This window comes from Nocardia sp. NPDC057440, from assembly GCF_042802915.1.
Classification (GTDB): Bacteria; Actinomycetota; Actinomycetes; order Mycobacteriales; family Mycobacteriaceae; genus Nocardia.
Genome location: NZ_JBHVDF010000011.1, coordinates 224,524 through 242,204 on the forward strand (window position 1 = coordinate 224,524; position 17,681 = coordinate 242,204).

Sequence of the window (17,681 nt, forward strand, 5' to 3'; positions counted from 1 at the left end):
CTCAACAGCGGTGCTGCACTGACCAGCTGAGCCCATGTTCCTTTCACCGACACCGCGACGGCCGCAGATGTCAGCCGCGGATGCGCGCGGCGATTCCGTCCAGCAGGCAGTCGAGGCCGAAGTCGAAGCGCTGTTCGGGCGCGGCGTCCTCGGCGTCGGCGACGCGGCGGGCGAAGTGGGGGTAGGCGTTGCTCGCGATAACTTCACGGATGTAGGGAGCGACGGCGGCGCGCCATTCGTCTTCGGTGTGGCCGGTGCGGCGTTGCGCCTGCTCTTCGGCGAGGTGCCGGGCGACGGCCCCGAAGACGTAGGCGTCGACGGTATCGACGACGGCGGCCGCGACGGTGATGTCCGGAGTGAGGGTGGTGGCGGCTGCGAGCGTAATATCGTGCAGGCGTAGGGAATTCGCACCAAGGGTGGGGCGTCCGGTGAGTTCGGCGGCGAGCCATGGGTGGCGGATCATGGTGGCGCGCAGATGGCGGGCCACCGCGGTGAGGTCGGTGCGCCAATCGCCTGCCAGTTCCGGTGGCGCCACTTCGCCGTTGACCGCATCGATCATCAGATCCAGCAGGTCGTCGCGGCTGGCCACGTAGCGGTAGAGCGAGGCGGTGCCGGACTCGAGCTCGGTGGCGATGCGGCGCATCGAGACGGCGTCGAGTCCTTCGCTGTCGGCGAGGTCGACGGCGGTGCGGACGATCTGCTCTACGCCGGGCGCGCTGCGGCGTGGGGTGCGCCGCTCCTTGGTCCACACCACAGCCGGGGTCTCCGCCGACTTCGCCATCACGTCCTCCTTGTGAAACGTCCGACCTTGCGAACATCGTAGCAGTATGGCTACGGTGTATCCGTAGCGAGAACACTGTATCCATAAGGGAGTGGTCATGACACAGACTCGGGTTCCCGTGCTGATCGCGGGCGGTGGCTCGGTCGGCCTGTTCGCAGCGCTGTTGCTTGCGCATCATGGGGTCGAGGCGGTGGTCGTCGAGTGTCGATCGGGGCCTTCGATCCATCCACGCGCGACCGGACTCGGACCGCGGACCCTGGAATTCCTGCGTGAGCTCGGGCTCGCCGATGCGGTCGACGCGGTGGCGGTGGACATGACGGCGGGCAGCCTCGGCAAGATCTCCGCGGTGACGCTGGCCTCGGTCGATCCGGCCGCCCTGCCGGATGTGGCACCCGCGCGTGCGGGCCGGGTCGCCGACCGGGTCAGCCCCGCCACGATTCGCGGCACTTGCCCGCAGCATCGGCTCGATTCGGTAGTGCTGCCCGCGGCGACAACGCGGGGCGCGACGATTCGGCACTCGACTCGGCTGCTGTCCTTCGAACAGGACGCGGACGGCGTCACCGCGCATCTGGACGACGGTGCGACGATCCGGGCGGACTATCTGATCGGGGCCGACGGCGTGCACAGCGGTGTCCGCGGCGCGCTCGGGATCGCCACGACCGGCCCTGGCGCACTAGGTAGTCCGAAGATGAACATCCTCTTCCGCGCGGATCTGCGGCCCTACACCCGAGGGCGGTTCTTCGCCGCCTGCGACATCACCACGCCGGACGCGCCGGGCATGTTCATGACCGTGGACGGCGCGACCGAGTGGATCTTCCACACCGAATACCGCCCGGAGGACGGACAGTCGGCCGACGACTTCACGCCCGAACACTGTCGTGCCCTGATCCGGGCCGCCGTCGGCGACCATGAGCTCGACGTCGAGGTGCTCAGTCGATTGCCATGGCGGGCGCGTGGATGGGTCGCCGACAGCTTCCAGCAGGGACGGGTATTCCTGATCGGAGACGCGGCGCACGCCGTCCCGCCGCTCGGCGCGTTCGGCCTCAACACCGGCGTCGCGGATGCGCACAACCTGGCCTGGAAATTGGCGGCGGTGCGCGCGGGTCGGGCCGGTCCCGCGCTGCTCGACAGCTATCACGCCGAACGGCGACCGGTGGCGCTGACCACCATGGAACAAGCGCTGCTACGGCTGAAAGCACCACGGCTGCACTGGGATTCCAGTGCAGCGGCGGCCTCGGAGCGGACGGCGATGGGCATGATCAACGCCCCGATCGTGCAGCTGGGCTACCGCTACGACTCGGCGGCGGTAGTCGATCCGCAACCGCACCTGCCCTCCACCGAGGACATCGAGCTGGTGCTGGACGGCGCACCCGGCTCCCGGCTGCCGCATGCCTGGATCGACATGGACGGTAGGCGAGTATCCACGCTCGACCTCGTGCGATCCCGCCTCACGCTGCTCGTCGGCGCGGGTAGTGCGCAGTGGGAACGAGCCGCGACAAAAGCGGCAGACCGTCTCGGTGTCCCACTCGCGGTCGTCGCGATCGACTCGGGGAAGAGTTGGGCGCGACAGGTCGGGCTCGACGCGGGTGGCGCGGTTCTGGTGCGACCCGATCAGTTCATCGCCTGGCGATCGCCGGCGGCGGTCGAAGATCCGACCGGCGAGCTCATCACCGTGCTGGATCGCGTGCTCGCCTGCGGCGGGGATGGCCGAGGCTGATCCTTTGGCGGGCAACGTAGTCCCATCGACGAGTGGTAGCCGCCGAACTGTTTGGGGCCGCGTAATCGGGCAACCCCTCGATATGACGCAGCCGGGCGCATCGCCCGAACCGAAACGTGAGGTACCAGCATGACAGCGGAAGGATCGTGGGAAATTCCCCCACTCGACGACGCACCCGATATCGCCCGCGCACCCGAATCCCCACCGGGACACGCGCTGGCCGACGCACGAAATTGGGCCGGGTTCGTCCTGCTCTTCATCGGAGGAGTGGTGACCGTCGCCGCCGCGGCGATCGGGGTGGCCGGTTATCAAGGGGCGGCGGTGGTCGGCGCGAGTATCGCCATCGTTATCGTGCTCGGCGGCACGGCGCTGATTGTGCTCGAACGTCGGAAGGCGCGGTCGCGGCAGAGCCGGACGGCCGAGCCCGAGGCGCCCGCTTCCTGGCAGGCGGTCGTCCCGCCGGGGGTTTGAACCGGCTCAGTCGAATTCGAGCGCCAGCTCCTCGGCGACCGTTGCGGCCGTGGGCATCTGGTCGATCTCGGTGCTCAGCCTGAGAACCGGGGCGCGATCGGACGCGAGCACGGTGTCGATACCTGCCGCATGGTGTCCGCCGAGATCCGGTCGGGTGCGAGGTGCACGGGGGAGTCCTGCTGGAAGACCTCCTCGAGCGTGCCGAACGCCGCTCGAGATGAGTTGTCTCAGTGGGCTTTGCAGACGGCGATCGCGGCGTCCTTGGTGGCGTTGAACCTGTCGATGGCGGCATTCAGGGTGTCGGTCGGCGCACGCTGGGCGAGCGTGTCGGCCAGCCCATTGGTGTCGTCGCGGTAGGCGCGCAGCGGAGCGGCCACCTCGGCCGTCACCTCGTTGGTCAACTTTTCGTCGAGGTTGCGCGCATTGTCGCGCAGTGTGGTGACCGCGACGTCGGCCTTGGCATTGACCTCGGGGTCGTCGAGCCCGCGATCATTGCTCACGGCGATGTATTCGTTGAAAGAGTTCACCGAGCTCGCGTTCGCGCTGCGCAGTGCCGTGCACGCCGCCTCGGTCGTGCGCTCCGCCGCCGCGGCGCGCGAGGAGGACGCGGCGATCGAGGACGCCGTGACCTCGGAGGTGTAAGCGGCGAGGTCGGTCTGGTTGACCGCGGCGGTGCCGGAGACCTGTGTCGAGCAGGCGCCGATCGTGACAAGACCAACGGCAGTCGCCGCGGCGGTGGCGGCCAGACCCGCGCGTTCCAGTCGACGCATGGTCGGATCCCCTCTCTCCCCTCCGAGTTCCCGGCCGCTGGAGGTGCCGAAGGAGGCCGGATATTTCGACCGTACTTCTTCGGCGCGCCACACGTCAGCGGGCCGCGCCGATATCGATGACGAACCGATACCGGCGCGGCTGCTGCTGCCTGCGGTGTCAGCCCTGGCCGAGCATGGCTCGCATGACGCCGATCTCGGCCTGCTGCGCGGTGACGATGGCACCGGCCAATGCCTTCGCGTCCGGGTTGGCGCCCGTGGCGAGCTCGGTGTTCGCCATCGCGATCGCGCCGGCGTGGTGATCGATCATCATGGTCATCCACTGGCGATCGAACTCGACGCCCGACGCGGCGTGCAGGGAGCTCATCTGCTCGGGCGTCATCATGCCTTCCATGTCGTGGCCGGTGTGCCCGCCCGCCGCGGCAGGCGCCTGCTGGCCGAAGCTCTCCAGCAGGGTGCTGATCTGCTGCATCTCCGGAGCCTGTGCCTTTTCCACCTCCGTGGCGAGCGCGAGCAACTGCTGATTTCCGCTCCGGCCGGGGACCAGCTTCGCCATCTCGACGGCTTGGGCGTGATGGGGATACATCATCTGCAGGAAGGTCACATCGGCGGCGTTGAAGTCGGTTCGGGCGGCAGGCCGGGTGGAGGTGGCCGCCGCACTGGATGGCGAGCCGTGCTCCATGCCGGGCATGGAGCCGGAGTCGTCGTTGCCGCAGCCCGCGGCGAAAAGCGCTGCCGCGGTCGCGGCGACGGCGACGGTGATCCGGGTACGGGTGATGAACATGTCTGTGCTCCTGGTGAATGCGAATGACTCGGTGTCGGACAGGCGAAAGCCGCGGCCGTGCTCGGTGGCTCGGGCGCGGTGGACCTGTCAGATCCGCAGAATCGATAATTCGGCCAGTGACGGAACCGTCCATGGCGGTGCGCGTTCGCGCCGCGGCTTGCCGTTGCGCGGTAGTGCTGTGTCGAGGTGCGGTCGATCACCGGTGACCCGGTAGAGCAACACGAGCATCAAGGCGAGACCGACGGCGGTCAGGATGAACACGCACGCGTGCATGCCGCCGTGGGAGTCGCCGCAGCCATCGCCGCCGCAGTCCGTTCCGGTCGCGGCGGCGCCGTGGTCCTCGGCAGGCATGGCCGCCGCGACCGTTGCGGCCATATGGTGCTCGCCGGGGATCGTGAACACGCCCGCGTGCATCGCGACGATGCCCGCGAACAGCGCGAGCACGCCGAGCAGCCGGGGGAACCCGGATGCGCGCAGTGGAGCGTGCTGTGCCGTCACCTCGCCCATTCTAGGCACGGCGGGTCGACGCTCTGCGATACCCCCGGTGGGTAACCCGTCATGGCGTGGCTATGTCGATGACCAGGCGGGTGGGGCTGGTCAGGGTGGTGACGGAGAATGGCGGGCGGTCGGCGTCCACGCCGATGAAGGATTGGGTGGCGCCTTCGAAGACGCCGGACTGGTAGACGCCTGCGACCGTGGGGGCGCTGGGGTCGGTGGCGGGGTCGGGACCCGCGTAGGGGGTTACGCCGCTGTCGAACGGATACGCGGAGCCGGTGATCTGGACCTCGAGGATCGAGCGGCCCGCCACCTCGATGATCTTGCCGCTACCGTCCTGGACGGCTCGGTCGGCATATTGCACGATCCAGCCCGGGATGCCTACACCGCCGAGCTCGTAGACCACACGGTCGAATCCGGGCTGGTGGCCGATCCGGATATCGGTCACGGTGAGGCCCGCGTCGCCGGAGGGATTGCCCCGCTTCGGTTGCGCGTCCGGTGGCGTGGACTGTGGTGTCGCGTCGGCGAGCGTGCTCGCGGCCGAGGTGGTCGGGGAGCCCGAGGCGGCGGTCCCGTCGTCATCACAGCCGGCGAGCAGTGCCGCTGCGGCGGCGGCTGCCAACACCATCCTTGTGCGCATAGGGCCCGATCGTAGCCGTCGAATCGAGTGTTGCCGTTGATTTGCACGATGCTGGTGCCGATACCGGTGAACCAGGCGGGCGGCTGTCCCGTAGTTATCGGTGACTGGGTGCAACGGGTGCGCCACGATCCATGGAGGAATTCGAAAAATGCTGTCGACCACAAGCTTCCGCCGCTCTGCGCTGCCGTTCGCCGCTGCCGCGGTGGCGCTCGCCGGATTGCTGAGTGCGTGCGGAGGCGCCGAACCGGCGAAACCCATCGCCGCCACCAGTTCGGCCACGCCTGCACCCGCCGCCGTCGCCGCGCCGCAGGCCGGACAGGCGCCGGCGGTCGCGAAGACGCAGGGCTGGCTGAAGATCTACGACGGGCCCGCTCCGGCGGGCGCAAATGCGGTGCAGCTCAATGTGACCAGTAATCCGAGTGTCGGACAGTATGTCTCGGATGGATCAGGCCGATCGCTGTACCGGTTCGACAAGGACACCGCCAATCCGTCGGCGTCCAACTGTGCTGGGCAGTGCGCTGTCACCTGGCCGCCGCTGACCGTGGCGCGAGGTCAGTCGATCTATGTGTCCGGCGTCGACCCGCAGCGCGTCGGATTCATCGAACGTGCCGACGGCGCATGTCAAGTCACGGTCGGCGGCTGGCCGGTGTACTACTTCGGGAAGGATAAGAACGCGGGTGATCTGCTCGGCCAAGGCGTCGGTGGCACCTGGTTCGCGGTGGCGCCGAGCGGCGGCAAGGCTGTGGCGAGCTGATCCGGATCCGTTGCGGCGCAGCGGCCTGGTGGTTTTCCCGGCCCCGCCGTGACGGCGCGGCAACGATCTAGCACACTTGACGCGTGGGAACTGTCGAGGAAGTACTTGGCCGACTGCGGCGGTATCCGGATGTAGAGGCCCAGAACCTCTACGCCGTGGATGCCGCCGATCGGCTGATCCTCGATGTCGCCGACGACGCGCTCGCCGCGGCTGGTAGCGGGAGAATTGCCATTATCGGCGACAGCTACGGTGCGCTCACCCTCGGCGCGATCGCCGGGCACGACCTGCGCGATGTGCGGGTGCACCAGGACCTGCTCACCGGCGAGCTGGCGCTGGCCAACAATGCCCGCGCGCTCGGACTCGCGGATCGCTACAGCGCGCAGCCGCTCAACGACAGCCTGCTCGCGGATGTGCAGGTGGTGTTGCTGCGGCTGCCGCGGGTCCTCGCCGGGCTTGCCGAGGTCGCCGACGCCATCGCGCGCTACGCCGACCCGAAGGTCCAGGTGTTCGCGGGCGGTCGCGACAAATACCTCACCACATCGATGAACGACTTACTCGCTGAGTCCTTTTCGGAGGTGCGCGCCAGTCGCGGCAGGCAGAAGTCGCGCACCCTGCTCGTCTCGGGGCCGAAACCGGTTGGCGAGCTGCCGTTCCCGGTGCGCGAGCGGATCGACGATCTCGACATCGATGTCGTCGCGCACGGCGCCGCCTTCTCCGGGGCCCGCCTCGACATCGGGACCAGGTTCCTGCTGCAGCATCTGAAGTGGATGAAGCCCGACGCCCGCGATGCCATCGACCTCGGTTGCGGCACCGGAATCCTCGCGGTCACCCTGGCGAAGGCGCGGCCGGGCATCACCGTCCTCGGCACCGATCAGTCGGCTGCGGCGGTGGCATCGGCGCGGGCGACGGCCGAAGCCAACGGCGTCGCCGACCGAGTGACGGTGGTGCGCGACGACGCCATGTCCTCGGCCGCCGATAACAGCGCCGATCTGGTGCTGTGCAATCCGCCGTTCCATGTCGGCGCGGCCGTGCACACCGGCTCGGCGATCAAAATGTTCACCGAGACCGGCCGGGTGCTGCGCCCCGGCGGCGAGCTCTGGACGGTCTTCAACTCGCACCTGAACTATCGAGGGGTGATCGAGCGGATGGTCGGGCAGACCGAAGTGATCGGTCGCAATCGAAAGTTCACGGTGACGCGGTCGGTGCGTGGGCTGCACGACGCGCATCGGTAGTAGAGTCCGAATTGTCCGTCTCGTTGAGTTGCTGGAGCCTGGCTCCGGGAACTCGGCACAGCCGACACGCGTTGGACAGGTAGTTGGATATCGAGTGACCAACGGCCACGGCGAGCGTGGGCCACGACTCCAGAAAGGCATTCACGGTGCGCACGACAAGCAATCCGGTTTTCAGAAATCTCCCTCGGCAAGAGGGTGGTGGCTATGCCAACTTCGGGTCAGGGGTGACGGGCGCGGGCCAGGTGGGTCAGCAGTTCGGTAACCAGTACGGCCAGCCGTATCAGCAGCCGTACCAGCAGGCCCCCGCCACGCGCGCGATGACCATCGACGATGTGGTGACCAAGACCGCGATCACGCTCGGCGTGCTCGCGCTTTCGGCGATCATCTCCTACGGCCTGACCAACGCGAACAACTCGCTCGCGCTGCCGTTCGTCGTCGGCGGTGGCCTCGTCGGCCTGGTGCTTGTGCTGGTCGCGACCTTCGCGCGCAAGATGGACAACCCGGTCATCGTGCTGTCCTACGCGGTGTTCGAGGGCCTGTTCGTCGGCGCGCTATCGTTCATGTTCACGAATATCGAGTTCGGCGGCGTCGGCGGCAGCGCCATGATCGCGCAGGCCGTGCTCGGCACCTTCGGTGTGTTCGCGGGCATGCTCGTGGTCTACAAGACCGGCGCGGTCCGGGTCACCCCGCGCTTCACCAGAATGGTCATCGGCTCCATGATCGGCGTGCTCGTCCTGGCGCTCGGCAACGCGGTCGCCAGCTACTTCATCGACGGTGGCCTCGGCCTGCGTGACGGAGGCCCGCTGGCCATCGTGTTCAGCCTCGTCGTCATCGTGATCGCGGCATTCAGCTTCCTGCTCGACTTCGACGCCGCCGATCAGCTGATCCGCGCACAGGCGCCGGAGAAGGCGGCCTGGGGCGTCGCGCTCGGCCTGACCGTCACCCTGGTCTGGCTCTACGTCGAGATCCTGCGCCTGCTGAGTTACTTCAACAACGACTGACCCTGACAAGCAACGGCTCCCCATCCGATCGGGTGGGGAGCCGTTTGTCATTGCGGCGTACGGCGGTTGTGCCTTCAGGCAGCGGCACCCAGTCCCACCGCGACGATGACCGGGACCATGTGCAGCAGCGGGAAGGCGATGCTGCTGTAGGCACCAGCCCGGATGTTGGTGATGATGGCGCCGACGAAGCAGAGCACGATCCCGACTGCGGCGGCGTATCCGCGCAGCCGTCCTTCCAGATCGAGAGAGGGCGTCAGTCGAGAGTTTCGGGAGCATCTCTCGGTGCTTTGAACCTCACCCATGGGTTGTCCAGCGCATATCCGTGCCTACTGACCCTCACATTGGTGCCGATTCCTTTTTCTTCGACCACCATGCCGTCGGCGTGCGATGTGCGGTAGAGGAAAGTTGTCGCCTTGGAAGCCCAAACGTCAATATTTATTCCGGCGGCATGCAACGCCTCCGCTGATTCTCGAGCAGCTGGACCGCTTGCGGGGCCGCAACAAATCTGAAGCAGTTGTGCTGCGGGTTTACTCCTCACGGCCTGTGTGAAGTGCTCGTTGGAAGCGAGGGCCCGGCCGAAGTCTGTTCCGCTGGTGGTGACTTCAATCCATTTGGGTTCACTCGCACCCGGATCCCTCACGTCGATCTGGAGGTTGTATCCATTTCCGGTGGAGTGGGCCCGCACGAAGACCAACTCGGGGTCAGGGGCGTCCCGCTCATAGCTATACCATGGGGCCCTGGCCGATCGCCCTCCATTATTGGATTCGACGTACGTGGTGTGTATCGAACGATATCCCTCCGGTGTGAATCGGATAGGCCCTGGACCGTCTTCGTAGTCGACCGGAAAGTGCACTCCGACGACATTCCCGTCAGGATCACTGATCGGGGCACTGCGGATTCTATCGGACGTGAAAGTGTGAATTCTTCCGGTTTCATCCACGCCCTGAAATTCAGTCGGATCAGCGGGTTGTCCTGGTCTGAATTGTTCGTATTCGTGTGCGCGTTCGCCGTCGGATGAAACCCATTCGCCAGAATCTCGTTTCAGACTGCCAGCTGTTCCGGATCCGTTATGGAGCAACACTCTGCCGATTTTCACCACTGCGGCACTGACCCGCTCTGTCAAATCAACCAGCGTGGCTGCCATCATAATAATATGCGATTCTTACTCGTGGTAAAGCGAACTGTCTATTCAGGCTTCCGTAGTGCGCCGGTGTGGAGCCGGAATTGCTCACGGCTATTCGGATTGAGGAGGATGTCCACGCCGTCCGGGACGATTTTCGCCAGCTCGCTGCCCAGTATCTGTATCCATCGCTCCGCTTCGATTCGGCGCTTGTGCACGGCTGCGGTGACGACGCAGACGCAGCGGACCCCGTCGGGCGCGGCTCCTACCAGGAGCTCGCCGCGATCGTTGCCCGCGATCTCCACCAGCGCGTCAAAGAGGGTTGGAATGATGTCGCCACCCACGTCATCGCCATTGATGGCGCGCTGTAGCACGGCATCGGTGGGATCGGTGGGTGACGAGTCGTCGCTGGGGACATAGTCCGGATTGGGCTCGAACGGGCCTTGGTTGCCGTCCTCGTCGACGTGCCATCCACCGAGAATCAGTTCTGGCGGCGGCGCCGCGTCCGGCGCGGTTTCCTGCCAGCTCGCATCGACCATGACGAACCAATTGTCGAGCGGCACGGCATGTGGCGCCGGAGTTTCCATAGGACATACTTATACAGTCGGGTGGAGAAACCAGTGGCCTCACCCGTGGGAGTGGGGGCTGTCCGGCGGTCGCTCACCTCAGCGGTCGATGACCATCGCCATGCCCTGCCGTCGGCGACACATGGTCTCGACGCCTGCGGGGGTCGGGACAATCGGTGCCACTGGGAGGGCGTCAGGCAGGTCTTTCGGGAGTGTTTCTCGGCGCTTCGAACACCTCCCAGGGAGACTCTTTCGGATTTCCGAAGTCATCGACTTTCATCTCGGTGCCGTGGTCGTTGATTATTATGAAGCCAGTTTTTTCGGCATCTTCGATATGGTGACTGAAATGTGTCTCCTTGGTGGACCACACGTGGAAACCTATTCCAGCAGATTGCAAACTCTGTGCCGATTGCCGAGCGGCTGAACCGCTGGCAGGTGCGCATGAAAACTGAATAAGCTGCGCTGTCGGCTTGTTCCTGGCTGCCTGTTTGAAGTGCTCGTTGGAAGCGAGAATCCAACCAAACTCTGATCCGTTGACGCCCACCTTAACCCAGTGGGGCTCGCTCGCACCTGGTTCAGCTATATTGACCTCGATAGCGTATTCATCTCCATTGGCATGGGCTCGCGAGAAGACCAACTCAGGGTCAGGGTCTTCTGGTTTCTTTTTGGCCCACGGGGCGAGGAATCTCGTGTTCTTGATCACTTTGATATTTCCTCTGCTGTACAGGCCTCGATAGTAATCGCGGTGTACTGCCGCATACCCTTCCGGTGTGAAAATCGCGGGGCCTGTACCATCGCGCGGCTTTGATGGAAAATTCACGCCCACAATATTGTCGTCAGGATCCCTGATCGGGCCGCTGCGGATTCTGTCGGATGTGAAAAATCGAAGTTCGCCGGTTGTGGCATCGTAGCCAAAGAATTCGGCTGGATTCGCGCGTTCTCGTCGTTCGAATTTTTGGAGTGCCCGCGCGTATCTGGCGTCTTCCGACACCAAGCTCTTGGCGAGCAGACCCAAATTGCCAGTGGTTTCGTACACGTTCTGCCGCAACGTGCCGCTGACTTTCGTCACTGCGGTATTGATGCGCTCCGTAAGTCGGATCAGCGTGGCTGCGAGCATATGAAAATCCTGGTAAAAAGAGACTTGCCGAATCTATGATCGGCGATTTGTTGCTCGTGGTGACGTAAACTTTCTACTAGGCCCGCCGCAGCGTCTCGGTGTGGTCGGAATTGTGCTCGGCTACCCGGATCGAGGAGGATGTACACGCCGTCCGGGACGATTTTCGACACGTGCTACCCGGTATCGGTATCCATCGATCCGCCTCGTGTCGAGTGGCTCGGCAGCTGGCGCCGGAGTTTCCATAAGCCATACTTATACCGCCAGTTGGGAAAAACAAATGGCCCCCCACCCGTGGGGGTAGGGGGCCGTTCTGCTGTCTCAGCTCAGCTGAGGCGCTCGATGACCATTGCCATGCCTTGGCCGCCGCCGACGCACATGGACTCCACGCCGAACTGCTTGTCGTAGGTCTGCAGGTTGTTGAGCAGCGTGGTGGTGATGCGGGCGCCGGTCATGCCGAACGGGTGGCCGAGCGCGATCGCGCCGCCGGAGACGTTCAGCTTGTCCTCGTCGATCTTCAGCTCGCGGGCGGAGCCGAGCACCTGCACCGCGAAAGCCTCGTTGATCTCGAACAGGTCGATGTCGTCGACCGTCTTGCCCGCCAGCGTCAGGGCGCGCTGGATGGCCTCGATCGGGCCGAGGCCCATGATCTCGGGGGAAAGGCCGGAGACACCGGTGGACACGATGCGCGCCAGCGGGGTCAGGCCGAGTTCCTTGGCCTTGGTGTCGCTCATGATGACCAGCGCGGCGGCGCCGTCGTTGAGCGGGCAGCAGTTACCGGCGGTAATGCTGCCGTCCGGCCGGAAGACCGGCTTGAGCTGGCTGACCGCCTCGTAGGTGACACCGGCGCGCGGGCCGTCGTCCTTGGAGACGACTGTGCCGTCGGGGAGGGTGATCGGGGTGATCTCGCGCTCGAAGAAACCGGCCTTGATGGCTGCCTCGGCCCGGTTCTGCGAGCGAACGCCCCAGCGGTCCTGGTCCTCACGAGTGATGCCGGTGAGGGACGCGACATTCTCCGCGGTCTGGCCCATCGCGATGTAGGCGTCCGGGATCAGGCTGTCTTCGCGCGGGTCGTGCCAGATGCCCGCGCCGCCCTCGGCGGCCTTCGCGGTGCGCGCCTTCGCCTCGTCGAAGAGCGGGTTCTGCGTGTTCGGCCAGCTGTCGGCGGAGCCGTTCTTGTAGCGGGACACCGTCTCCACACCCGCGGAGATGAATGCGTCGCCCTCGCCCGCCTTGATCGCGTGGAACGCCATCCGGGTGGACTGCAGCGACGAGGCGCAGTAGCGGTGCACGGTGGTGCCGGGCACGAAGTCGTAGCCGAGCTGCACGGCGACGATGCGGGCGAGGTTGAAGCCCTGCTCACCGCCGGGCGAACCGCAGCCGAGAATCAGGTCGTCGATCTGGGCCGGGTCCAGCGCGGGCACCTTGTCGAGCGCCGCGCGCACGATCTGCGTCGTCAGATCGTCGGGCCGCATATCGACCAACGAGCCTTTGGCGGCACGTCCGATCGGGGAGCGGGCGGTCGAAACGATGACGGCCTCGGGCATGAGGACTCCTTTGTTGGGACGGTAAGTGTTGGCGTTCAGACGTTGTCCGAGCACACTCCGCGAACCGTTTGTTACTAGTGCGTTCTCATCGAATCTACGTCGCGTCTCGCTGGGCGGGAAGCGGGGGTCGCCTCGTTCAGCGCGTCGATCAGGGCGGGCAGCAGCAGCGCCGCAGCCAGTTCGTATCCCGCCGCCGAAGGATGGAATCCGTCGGCGGCGAACATCAACTCGGGCGCGGCGCGGAACTCGGGCGCGAGCAGATTGCCCATCTGCACCGGGCGCCCGCCCGCGACGGTGGTGGCCACGGTCTGGGCCCGAGCCAGCCGGGCGCTCCAGTTCTGCACCACGGACCGCAGCGGCTGCGGAATCGCGGTGACGATGCCGAGATTCGGGCAGGTGCCGACCACCACGATGGCGTCGGCTCGGCGCAGCCGCGCCACCGCGCTGGCCAGTCTGCGCGCTGAGGCCCGGATGGAATGCTTCTTGGTGATGTCGTTGGCGCCGATGAGGATGACCGCGGCGTCCGGCGGCGGCCCCGCCACGAACATCGCGTCGACCTGGCCCGCGAGTCCCTTGGAGGTGGCGCCCGATATGGCCTTGGTGCTCAACCGAATTCGCTGTCCGGTGGCCGCGGCGAGGCCGCGGACGATGCGTACGCCGGGCACTTCCTCGGCACTGTGGCAGCCGACGCCGCCCGCGGTGGAATCGCCGAAGATCATCAAGTGCAGATCCGCGTGCGCACCGGCCCGCCATGGCTGTGGCGCGAGGCATCCCGCGGTGTAGATGCCGTCGGCCTCCGGCGGTTTCGAGGTGTCGCGCCCGATCATGCCCCGCGCCACACCCGCCTGCGCCATGAGCAGGCGGTAGGCGGCCCAGGATGCCGTCCCCGCGCCGGAACCGGCCAGTACGGTGGCGGCACTGGTGACTGCCGCGGTCCGCCAGCTGATCCGTGGTGTGCTCACGGGGAGGAATTTTACGGACTCACGCGGCGGACACAATGTCCGCCGGGCGGTTCACTCGACGACCTCAGGCGGGCACGTCGAACCAGCCGCGGGCCGGGATGCTGGCGTTGTTGGTGGTGACGGTGACCTCGACGCGGCCGGGGCCGGTGTCCTGGAACAGCGAGTATTGGATGCTGCCGTAGATGCCGGTGACCACGATGTTGGTGTAAGCGCCCGTCGCGCCGGTGGTCATATTGCGCCAGGCGACGGTGGTGTAGACCTCGCACAGCGGCGCGAAGGGGTACTGGCCGGGACCGATCCCGGAGACCGGCAGAGCACGGACGTTGAATATGGCACGGCCAGGCCATTCCTGGTCGGTCTCGACCCAGGTCCTGATGTTCGTCCAGCACAGACCGCCGGTGGCCAGCGTGGGCACCTGGGCGAACTCGACGGTCGTCGCGTTCGCCTGCGCACCGGATCCGACGATCACGGCCACCGCCGATCCGGCCAGAACCGCGGCGGCACGGGCGATGTTCGGCTGCCTCATGCTCAGAGATCCTAGGCGCGGGCGCGACCGATCGCCGGTAGTCATGACCGACGTGGCGTGCCCCAATTCACATCGATCGGCCCCTGCGGTGCGGGCCAAGGGTGTTCGGCAGGGTGACGGGTCGCGGAGAACATGGCGGTGGGCTGCCCGGACGACGGTTCTGCAACGATGGGTGCCATGCGCATCGCGGATCATGTCGTGGACCTCATCGGTAATACACCGCTGGTCCGGTTGAACTCTGTGGTGGGGCCGAACGCCGGCGTGGTGGCCGCCAAGATCGAGTACCTGAATCCTGGCGGCAGCTCCAAGGACCGGATCGCGGTGAAGATGATCGAGGCCGCCGAGAAATCCGGGCAGTTGCGGCCCGGCGGCACGATCGTCGAACCCACCTCGGGCAACACCGGCGTCGGCCTCGCACTAGTCGCCCAGCAGCGCGGCTACAAGTGTGTGTTCGTCTGCCCGGACAAGGTCAGCGAGGACAAGCGCAACGTGCTGCGGGCCTACGGCGCCGAGGTCGTGGTGTGCCCGACCGCCGTGCCGCCGGATCACCCGGACAGCTACTACAACGTCTCCGACCGGCTGGTGCGTGAGATCGACGGTGCATGGAAGCCCGACCAGTATTCCAATCCCGGCGGACCCGACAGCCACTACGAGACCACCGGCCCGGAGATCTGGCGCGACACCGACGGCAAGGTCACCCATTTCGTGGCGGGCGTCGGCACCGGCGGCACCATCACCGGCACCGGTCGCTACCTCAAAGAGGTCTCCGGCGGCAAGGTGAAGATCATCGGCGCCGACCCGGAGGGCTCGGTGTACTCCGGCGGCACCGGTCGTCCGTATCTGGTCGAGGGCGTCGGCGAAGACTTCTGGCCGTCGGCCTACGACGCGGCCATCCCCGACGAGATCATCGCGGTCTCCGATGCCGACTCCTTCGACATGACCCGCAGGCTCGCCCGCGAGGAGGGACTGCTCGTCGGCGGCTCGTGCGGCATGGCGGTGGTGGCGGCCATCGAGGTCGCGCGCCGCGATCCGGACGCGCTCATCGTGGTGCTGTTGCCCGACGGTGGCCGCGGCTACCTGTCCAAGATCTTCAACGACGAGTGGATGAGCTCCTACGGCTTCCTGCGTGAGCGTCTCGACGGCAGCACCGACGAGCCGCTCGTCGGTGACGTGCTGCGCGGCAAGTCGGGCGGGCTGCCCGATCTGGTGCATACGCACCCGTCGGAGACCTTGCGCGACGCCATCGAGATTCTGCGCGAATACGGCGTCTCGCAAATGCCGGTCGTCGGCGCCGAGCCGCCGGTGATGGCGGGCGAGGTCGCGGGCAGCGTCTCCGAACGTGATCTGCTTTCCGCGGTGTTCGAAGGCCGCGCGAACCTGACGGATCCGGTCGCCAAGCACATGAGCCCGTCGTTCCCGCTGATCGGTGCCGGCGAACCGATCTCCGCCGCGACCAAGGCGCTGTCGGACACCGACGCGCTGATGGTGGTGGAGGAAGGCAAGCCCGTCGGCGTCATCACCCGCCACGATCTCCTCGGCTTCCTGAGCACGGGCAGCATCGGCCACTGAGCGGCCTGCGGAAGCGCCTGTCGTGGCAGGTTATCCGGTGATCAGGGTTCGAAAGATCCGAGCATAGCTTCCAGCGCCTGCTGATCCGGCCCGACAAATGCGGGAGCCGCCGGGGCCGCCGAGATCGTATCGAACATACGATCGTTCATGCCGATGGCGGGCGGCAGGTGTGTGCTGAAGATGCCCGACGGATCCAGCTTGCGAATCGGATCCACGGTGGCCGCGTACTTTTCGGGATCAACGGTGTGCACCCAAGGGCTGTCCACCGTGGCCCACAGCAGCTGTGCCTGCGGCAACTCCGGCCCGGCGGCGCGCGCATCGGCGCCCATGGCGATCTCCGCGCTCGGCAATGGCGCGCCGAAACAGTCGGAGCTGAACAGTGCTCCGGAGCCGGTATCGAAAACGCCGACCGTGGCGGGATTGTCGAACAGCGGCGGCCGATAGCCGATCAGTGTGCGATCCCCGACGTCCAGTTGCTGCCCGGGGTTGAGCAGATACACCCGATCGAGCGGAATCGTCCATTCGCAGGACATGATTCCGACGCCGGCGAAGGTCGTGACGATGCGTGCGTGCGGTGCGGCTTCGAGCAGGCTCCACAGGCCGCCGGTGTGATCGCGGTCGGGGTGGGTGAGCCAGATCCAGCGCACGTCGGACGGATCGATGACGTGCCCGAGTTCGGTGCGGAAGTCCTTGTCGGAGTTGCTCAAACCGGTGTCGATGACGACCGGCTCGGCGGCGTGCAGCACAAAAGCGTTGACCGGGATGAATCCGATACCGGGCACCTCGGCGCAGTCACTGAGCGCGGTGACGTCGGCGGTGAGCTGATGGATGTTCATGGCGTCCTCGAAAGGGGTTGGCCGGGGCGAGTCAGAACGGGACCTGGGTGCGCAGCAAGCCGGTTGCTTCGCCGCGGCCGGAGAGCGCCCGGCAGAACTCGATGGCGTCGAGTTCGAGTGGATCAGGTGCGCCGGCGGATGACCATGTGCCGCCCGCTGGTCCGGTCAGTGTCAACTGGTAGGGCATGCCGTGGCGCTGGGCCCATTCGCGAACGACGTTGTCGACTATGCGTCCGTCGTGGTCGGCGGTGAGCATCAGGTCCTGGCCGGTGGCCCGGCACAGGTCGATCCGGTGCATCCAGGGGTCCCGGGTCAGGATGATGTCGATCAGGTAGCCGAGGCTCCATCTTTCGGCGACACCGTTGACCGGCTGCGAACCCGGCACCGGCCGACGGCGGATGAATCCGGGAATGCGGCGGCGCGTCCGGGCGGCTCGAGGGCCGAGCTCGGCGAGTAACGCGGTGAGCTCTACGGGTGTGTGCTCGCTGAACTCGCGGACCTGCAGCGCGGTCAGCGCGTCGACCATCTCGGCTTCGCCGCCCGGTCGCTTGTTCGCGATCCAGTTCTGCCGGACGTTCTCTCGCGGGGAGGCCGCCATTGCGGCCATGCCCACTACATGCGAAATCAGCTGGTGCACGGTCCATTCCGTGCAGTCGGTGGGCTTGGCCCAGTCATCGGGGGCGAGCCCGGCCACCGCTTGCGCGATGCGCGTGTATTCCGTTGCCGCCAGCCGCATTGCCTCGGGATGGTCGAGCGTGGGTCGGCGGAGATCGGTCCGTTCGCTGGTGCTCATCGTTGT

General features: G+C 66.3%; 19 protein-coding genes. 6 read left to right on the forward strand and 13 right to left on the reverse strand.

Annotated elements, in window-relative coordinates; all coding sequences use genetic code 11:
- Nucleotides 1-70: 70 nt before the first annotated feature.
- Entirely contained in the window at nt 71-781 is a 711-nt protein-coding gene (locus ACFU4Z_RS23405) for a TetR/AcrR family transcriptional regulator (RefSeq protein ID WP_379066405.1), read from the reverse strand.
- 97 nt (nt 782-878) lie between these two features.
- Here ACFU4Z_RS23405 and ACFU4Z_RS23410 point away from each other — a divergent pair, with 97 nt between their 5' ends.
- Together ACFU4Z_RS23410 and ACFU4Z_RS23415 are read left to right on the forward strand one after the other, a co-directional pair.
- Nucleotides 879-2,498, forward strand: coding sequence for an FAD-dependent monooxygenase (locus ACFU4Z_RS23410; RefSeq protein ID WP_379066409.1), 1,620 nt, complete (start codon nt 879-881; stop codon nt 2,496-2,498).
- Between the two features lie 129 nt (nt 2,499-2,627).
- Complete coding sequence (locus ACFU4Z_RS23415) at nt 2,628-2,969, forward strand: hypothetical protein (RefSeq protein WP_379066412.1); 342 nt, start codon at nt 2,628-2,630, stop codon at nt 2,967-2,969.
- A 227-nt stretch (nt 2,970-3,196) separates the two neighbouring features.
- Here ACFU4Z_RS23415 and ACFU4Z_RS23420 read toward each other — a convergent pair whose 3' ends face one another.
- From ACFU4Z_RS23420 to ACFU4Z_RS23435, 4 genes are all read right to left on the reverse strand, one after another.
- Nucleotides 3,197-3,739 carry a hypothetical protein gene (locus ACFU4Z_RS23420; RefSeq protein WP_379066415.1) on the reverse strand — a complete coding sequence of 181 codons (543 nt, stop codon included), beginning with the start codon at nt 3,737-3,739 and terminating at the stop codon, nt 3,197-3,199.
- A 157-nt stretch (nt 3,740-3,896) separates the two neighbouring features.
- The gene (locus ACFU4Z_RS23425; protein ID WP_379066418.1) at nt 3,897-4,520 is read right to left on the reverse strand and encodes a DUF305 domain-containing protein; all 624 of its coding nucleotides are present in this window, start codon (nt 4,518-4,520) and stop codon (nt 3,897-3,899) included.
- Between the two features lie 87 nt (nt 4,521-4,607).
- Nucleotides 4,608-5,018 carry a DUF6153 family protein gene (locus ACFU4Z_RS23430; protein WP_379066420.1) on the reverse strand — a complete coding sequence of 137 codons (411 nt, stop codon included), beginning with the start codon at nt 5,016-5,018 and terminating at the stop codon, nt 4,608-4,610.
- Between the two features lie 58 nt (nt 5,019-5,076).
- Nucleotides 5,077-5,655 (reverse strand): hypothetical protein, encoded by a 579-nt coding sequence (locus ACFU4Z_RS23435; protein ID WP_379066423.1) that lies wholly within the window; start codon nt 5,653-5,655, stop codon nt 5,077-5,079.
- A 148-nt stretch (nt 5,656-5,803) separates the two neighbouring features.
- Between ACFU4Z_RS23435 and ACFU4Z_RS23440 the strand changes: the two genes are divergently transcribed.
- The 3 genes from ACFU4Z_RS23440 (at nt 5,804) to ACFU4Z_RS23450 (ending at nt 8,642) form a co-directional block, all read left to right on the forward strand.
- Nucleotides 5,804-6,409 (forward strand): hypothetical protein, encoded by a 606-nt coding sequence (locus ACFU4Z_RS23440; RefSeq protein ID WP_379066425.1) that lies wholly within the window; start codon nt 5,804-5,806, stop codon nt 6,407-6,409.
- 83 nt (nt 6,410-6,492) lie between these two features.
- Entirely contained in the window at nt 6,493-7,641 is a 1,149-nt protein-coding gene (locus ACFU4Z_RS23445; protein ID WP_379066427.1) for a class I SAM-dependent methyltransferase, read from the forward strand.
- Between the two features lie 146 nt (nt 7,642-7,787).
- Complete coding sequence (locus tag ACFU4Z_RS23450; RefSeq protein WP_379066429.1) at nt 7,788-8,642, forward strand: Bax inhibitor-1/YccA family protein; 855 nt, start codon at nt 7,788-7,790, stop codon at nt 8,640-8,642.
- A gap of 74 nt (nt 8,643-8,716) precedes the next feature.
- On the opposite strand, the gene ACFU4Z_RS23455 is transcribed toward ACFU4Z_RS23450, so the two are convergent.
- The 6 genes from ACFU4Z_RS23455 to ACFU4Z_RS23480 form a co-directional block, all read right to left on the reverse strand.
- Complete coding sequence (locus ACFU4Z_RS23455; RefSeq protein WP_379066432.1) at nt 8,717-8,944, reverse strand: DoxX family protein; 228 nt, start codon at nt 8,942-8,944, stop codon at nt 8,717-8,719.
- Nucleotides 8,945-9,827: 883 nt separating this feature from the next.
- Complete coding sequence (locus ACFU4Z_RS23460) at nt 9,828-10,349, reverse strand: type VII secretion system-associated protein (RefSeq protein WP_379066434.1); 522 nt, start codon at nt 10,347-10,349, stop codon at nt 9,828-9,830.
- A gap of 172 nt (nt 10,350-10,521) precedes the next feature.
- A complete protein-coding gene (locus ACFU4Z_RS23465) occupies nt 10,522-11,445 on the reverse strand; it encodes a hypothetical protein (protein ID WP_379066436.1) in 924 nt (307 codons plus the stop codon).
- Between the two features lie 323 nt (nt 11,446-11,768).
- Entirely contained in the window at nt 11,769-12,989 is a 1,221-nt protein-coding gene (locus ACFU4Z_RS23470; protein WP_379066438.1) for an acetyl-CoA C-acetyltransferase, read from the reverse strand.
- Between the two features lie 74 nt (nt 12,990-13,063).
- On the reverse strand, nt 13,064-13,951 hold the full coding sequence (locus tag ACFU4Z_RS23475) for an SGNH/GDSL hydrolase family protein (RefSeq protein ID WP_379066440.1): 888 nt from the start codon (nt 13,949-13,951) through the stop codon (nt 13,064-13,066).
- Between the two features lie 64 nt (nt 13,952-14,015).
- Nucleotides 14,016-14,477 carry a hypothetical protein gene (locus ACFU4Z_RS23480; RefSeq protein ID WP_379066442.1) on the reverse strand — a complete coding sequence of 154 codons (462 nt, stop codon included), beginning with the start codon at nt 14,475-14,477 and terminating at the stop codon, nt 14,016-14,018.
- Between the two features lie 177 nt (nt 14,478-14,654).
- Between ACFU4Z_RS23480 and ACFU4Z_RS23485 the strand changes: the two genes are divergently transcribed.
- Complete coding sequence (locus ACFU4Z_RS23485) at nt 14,655-16,046, forward strand: cystathionine beta-synthase (RefSeq protein WP_379066444.1); 1,392 nt, start codon at nt 14,655-14,657, stop codon at nt 16,044-16,046.
- A 41-nt stretch (nt 16,047-16,087) separates the two neighbouring features.
- Here ACFU4Z_RS23485 and ACFU4Z_RS23490 read toward each other — a convergent pair whose 3' ends face one another.
- Both ACFU4Z_RS23490 and ACFU4Z_RS23495 read right to left on the reverse strand, forming a co-directional pair.
- On the reverse strand, nt 16,088-16,882 hold the full coding sequence (locus tag ACFU4Z_RS23490) for an MBL fold metallo-hydrolase (protein ID WP_379066446.1): 795 nt from the start codon (nt 16,880-16,882) through the stop codon (nt 16,088-16,090).
- A gap of 31 nt (nt 16,883-16,913) precedes the next feature.
- On the reverse strand, nt 16,914-17,675 hold the full coding sequence (locus ACFU4Z_RS23495) for a maleylpyruvate isomerase family mycothiol-dependent enzyme (protein WP_379066448.1): 762 nt from the start codon (nt 17,673-17,675) through the stop codon (nt 16,914-16,916).
- Between the last annotated feature and the right edge of the window lie 6 nt (nt 17,676-17,681).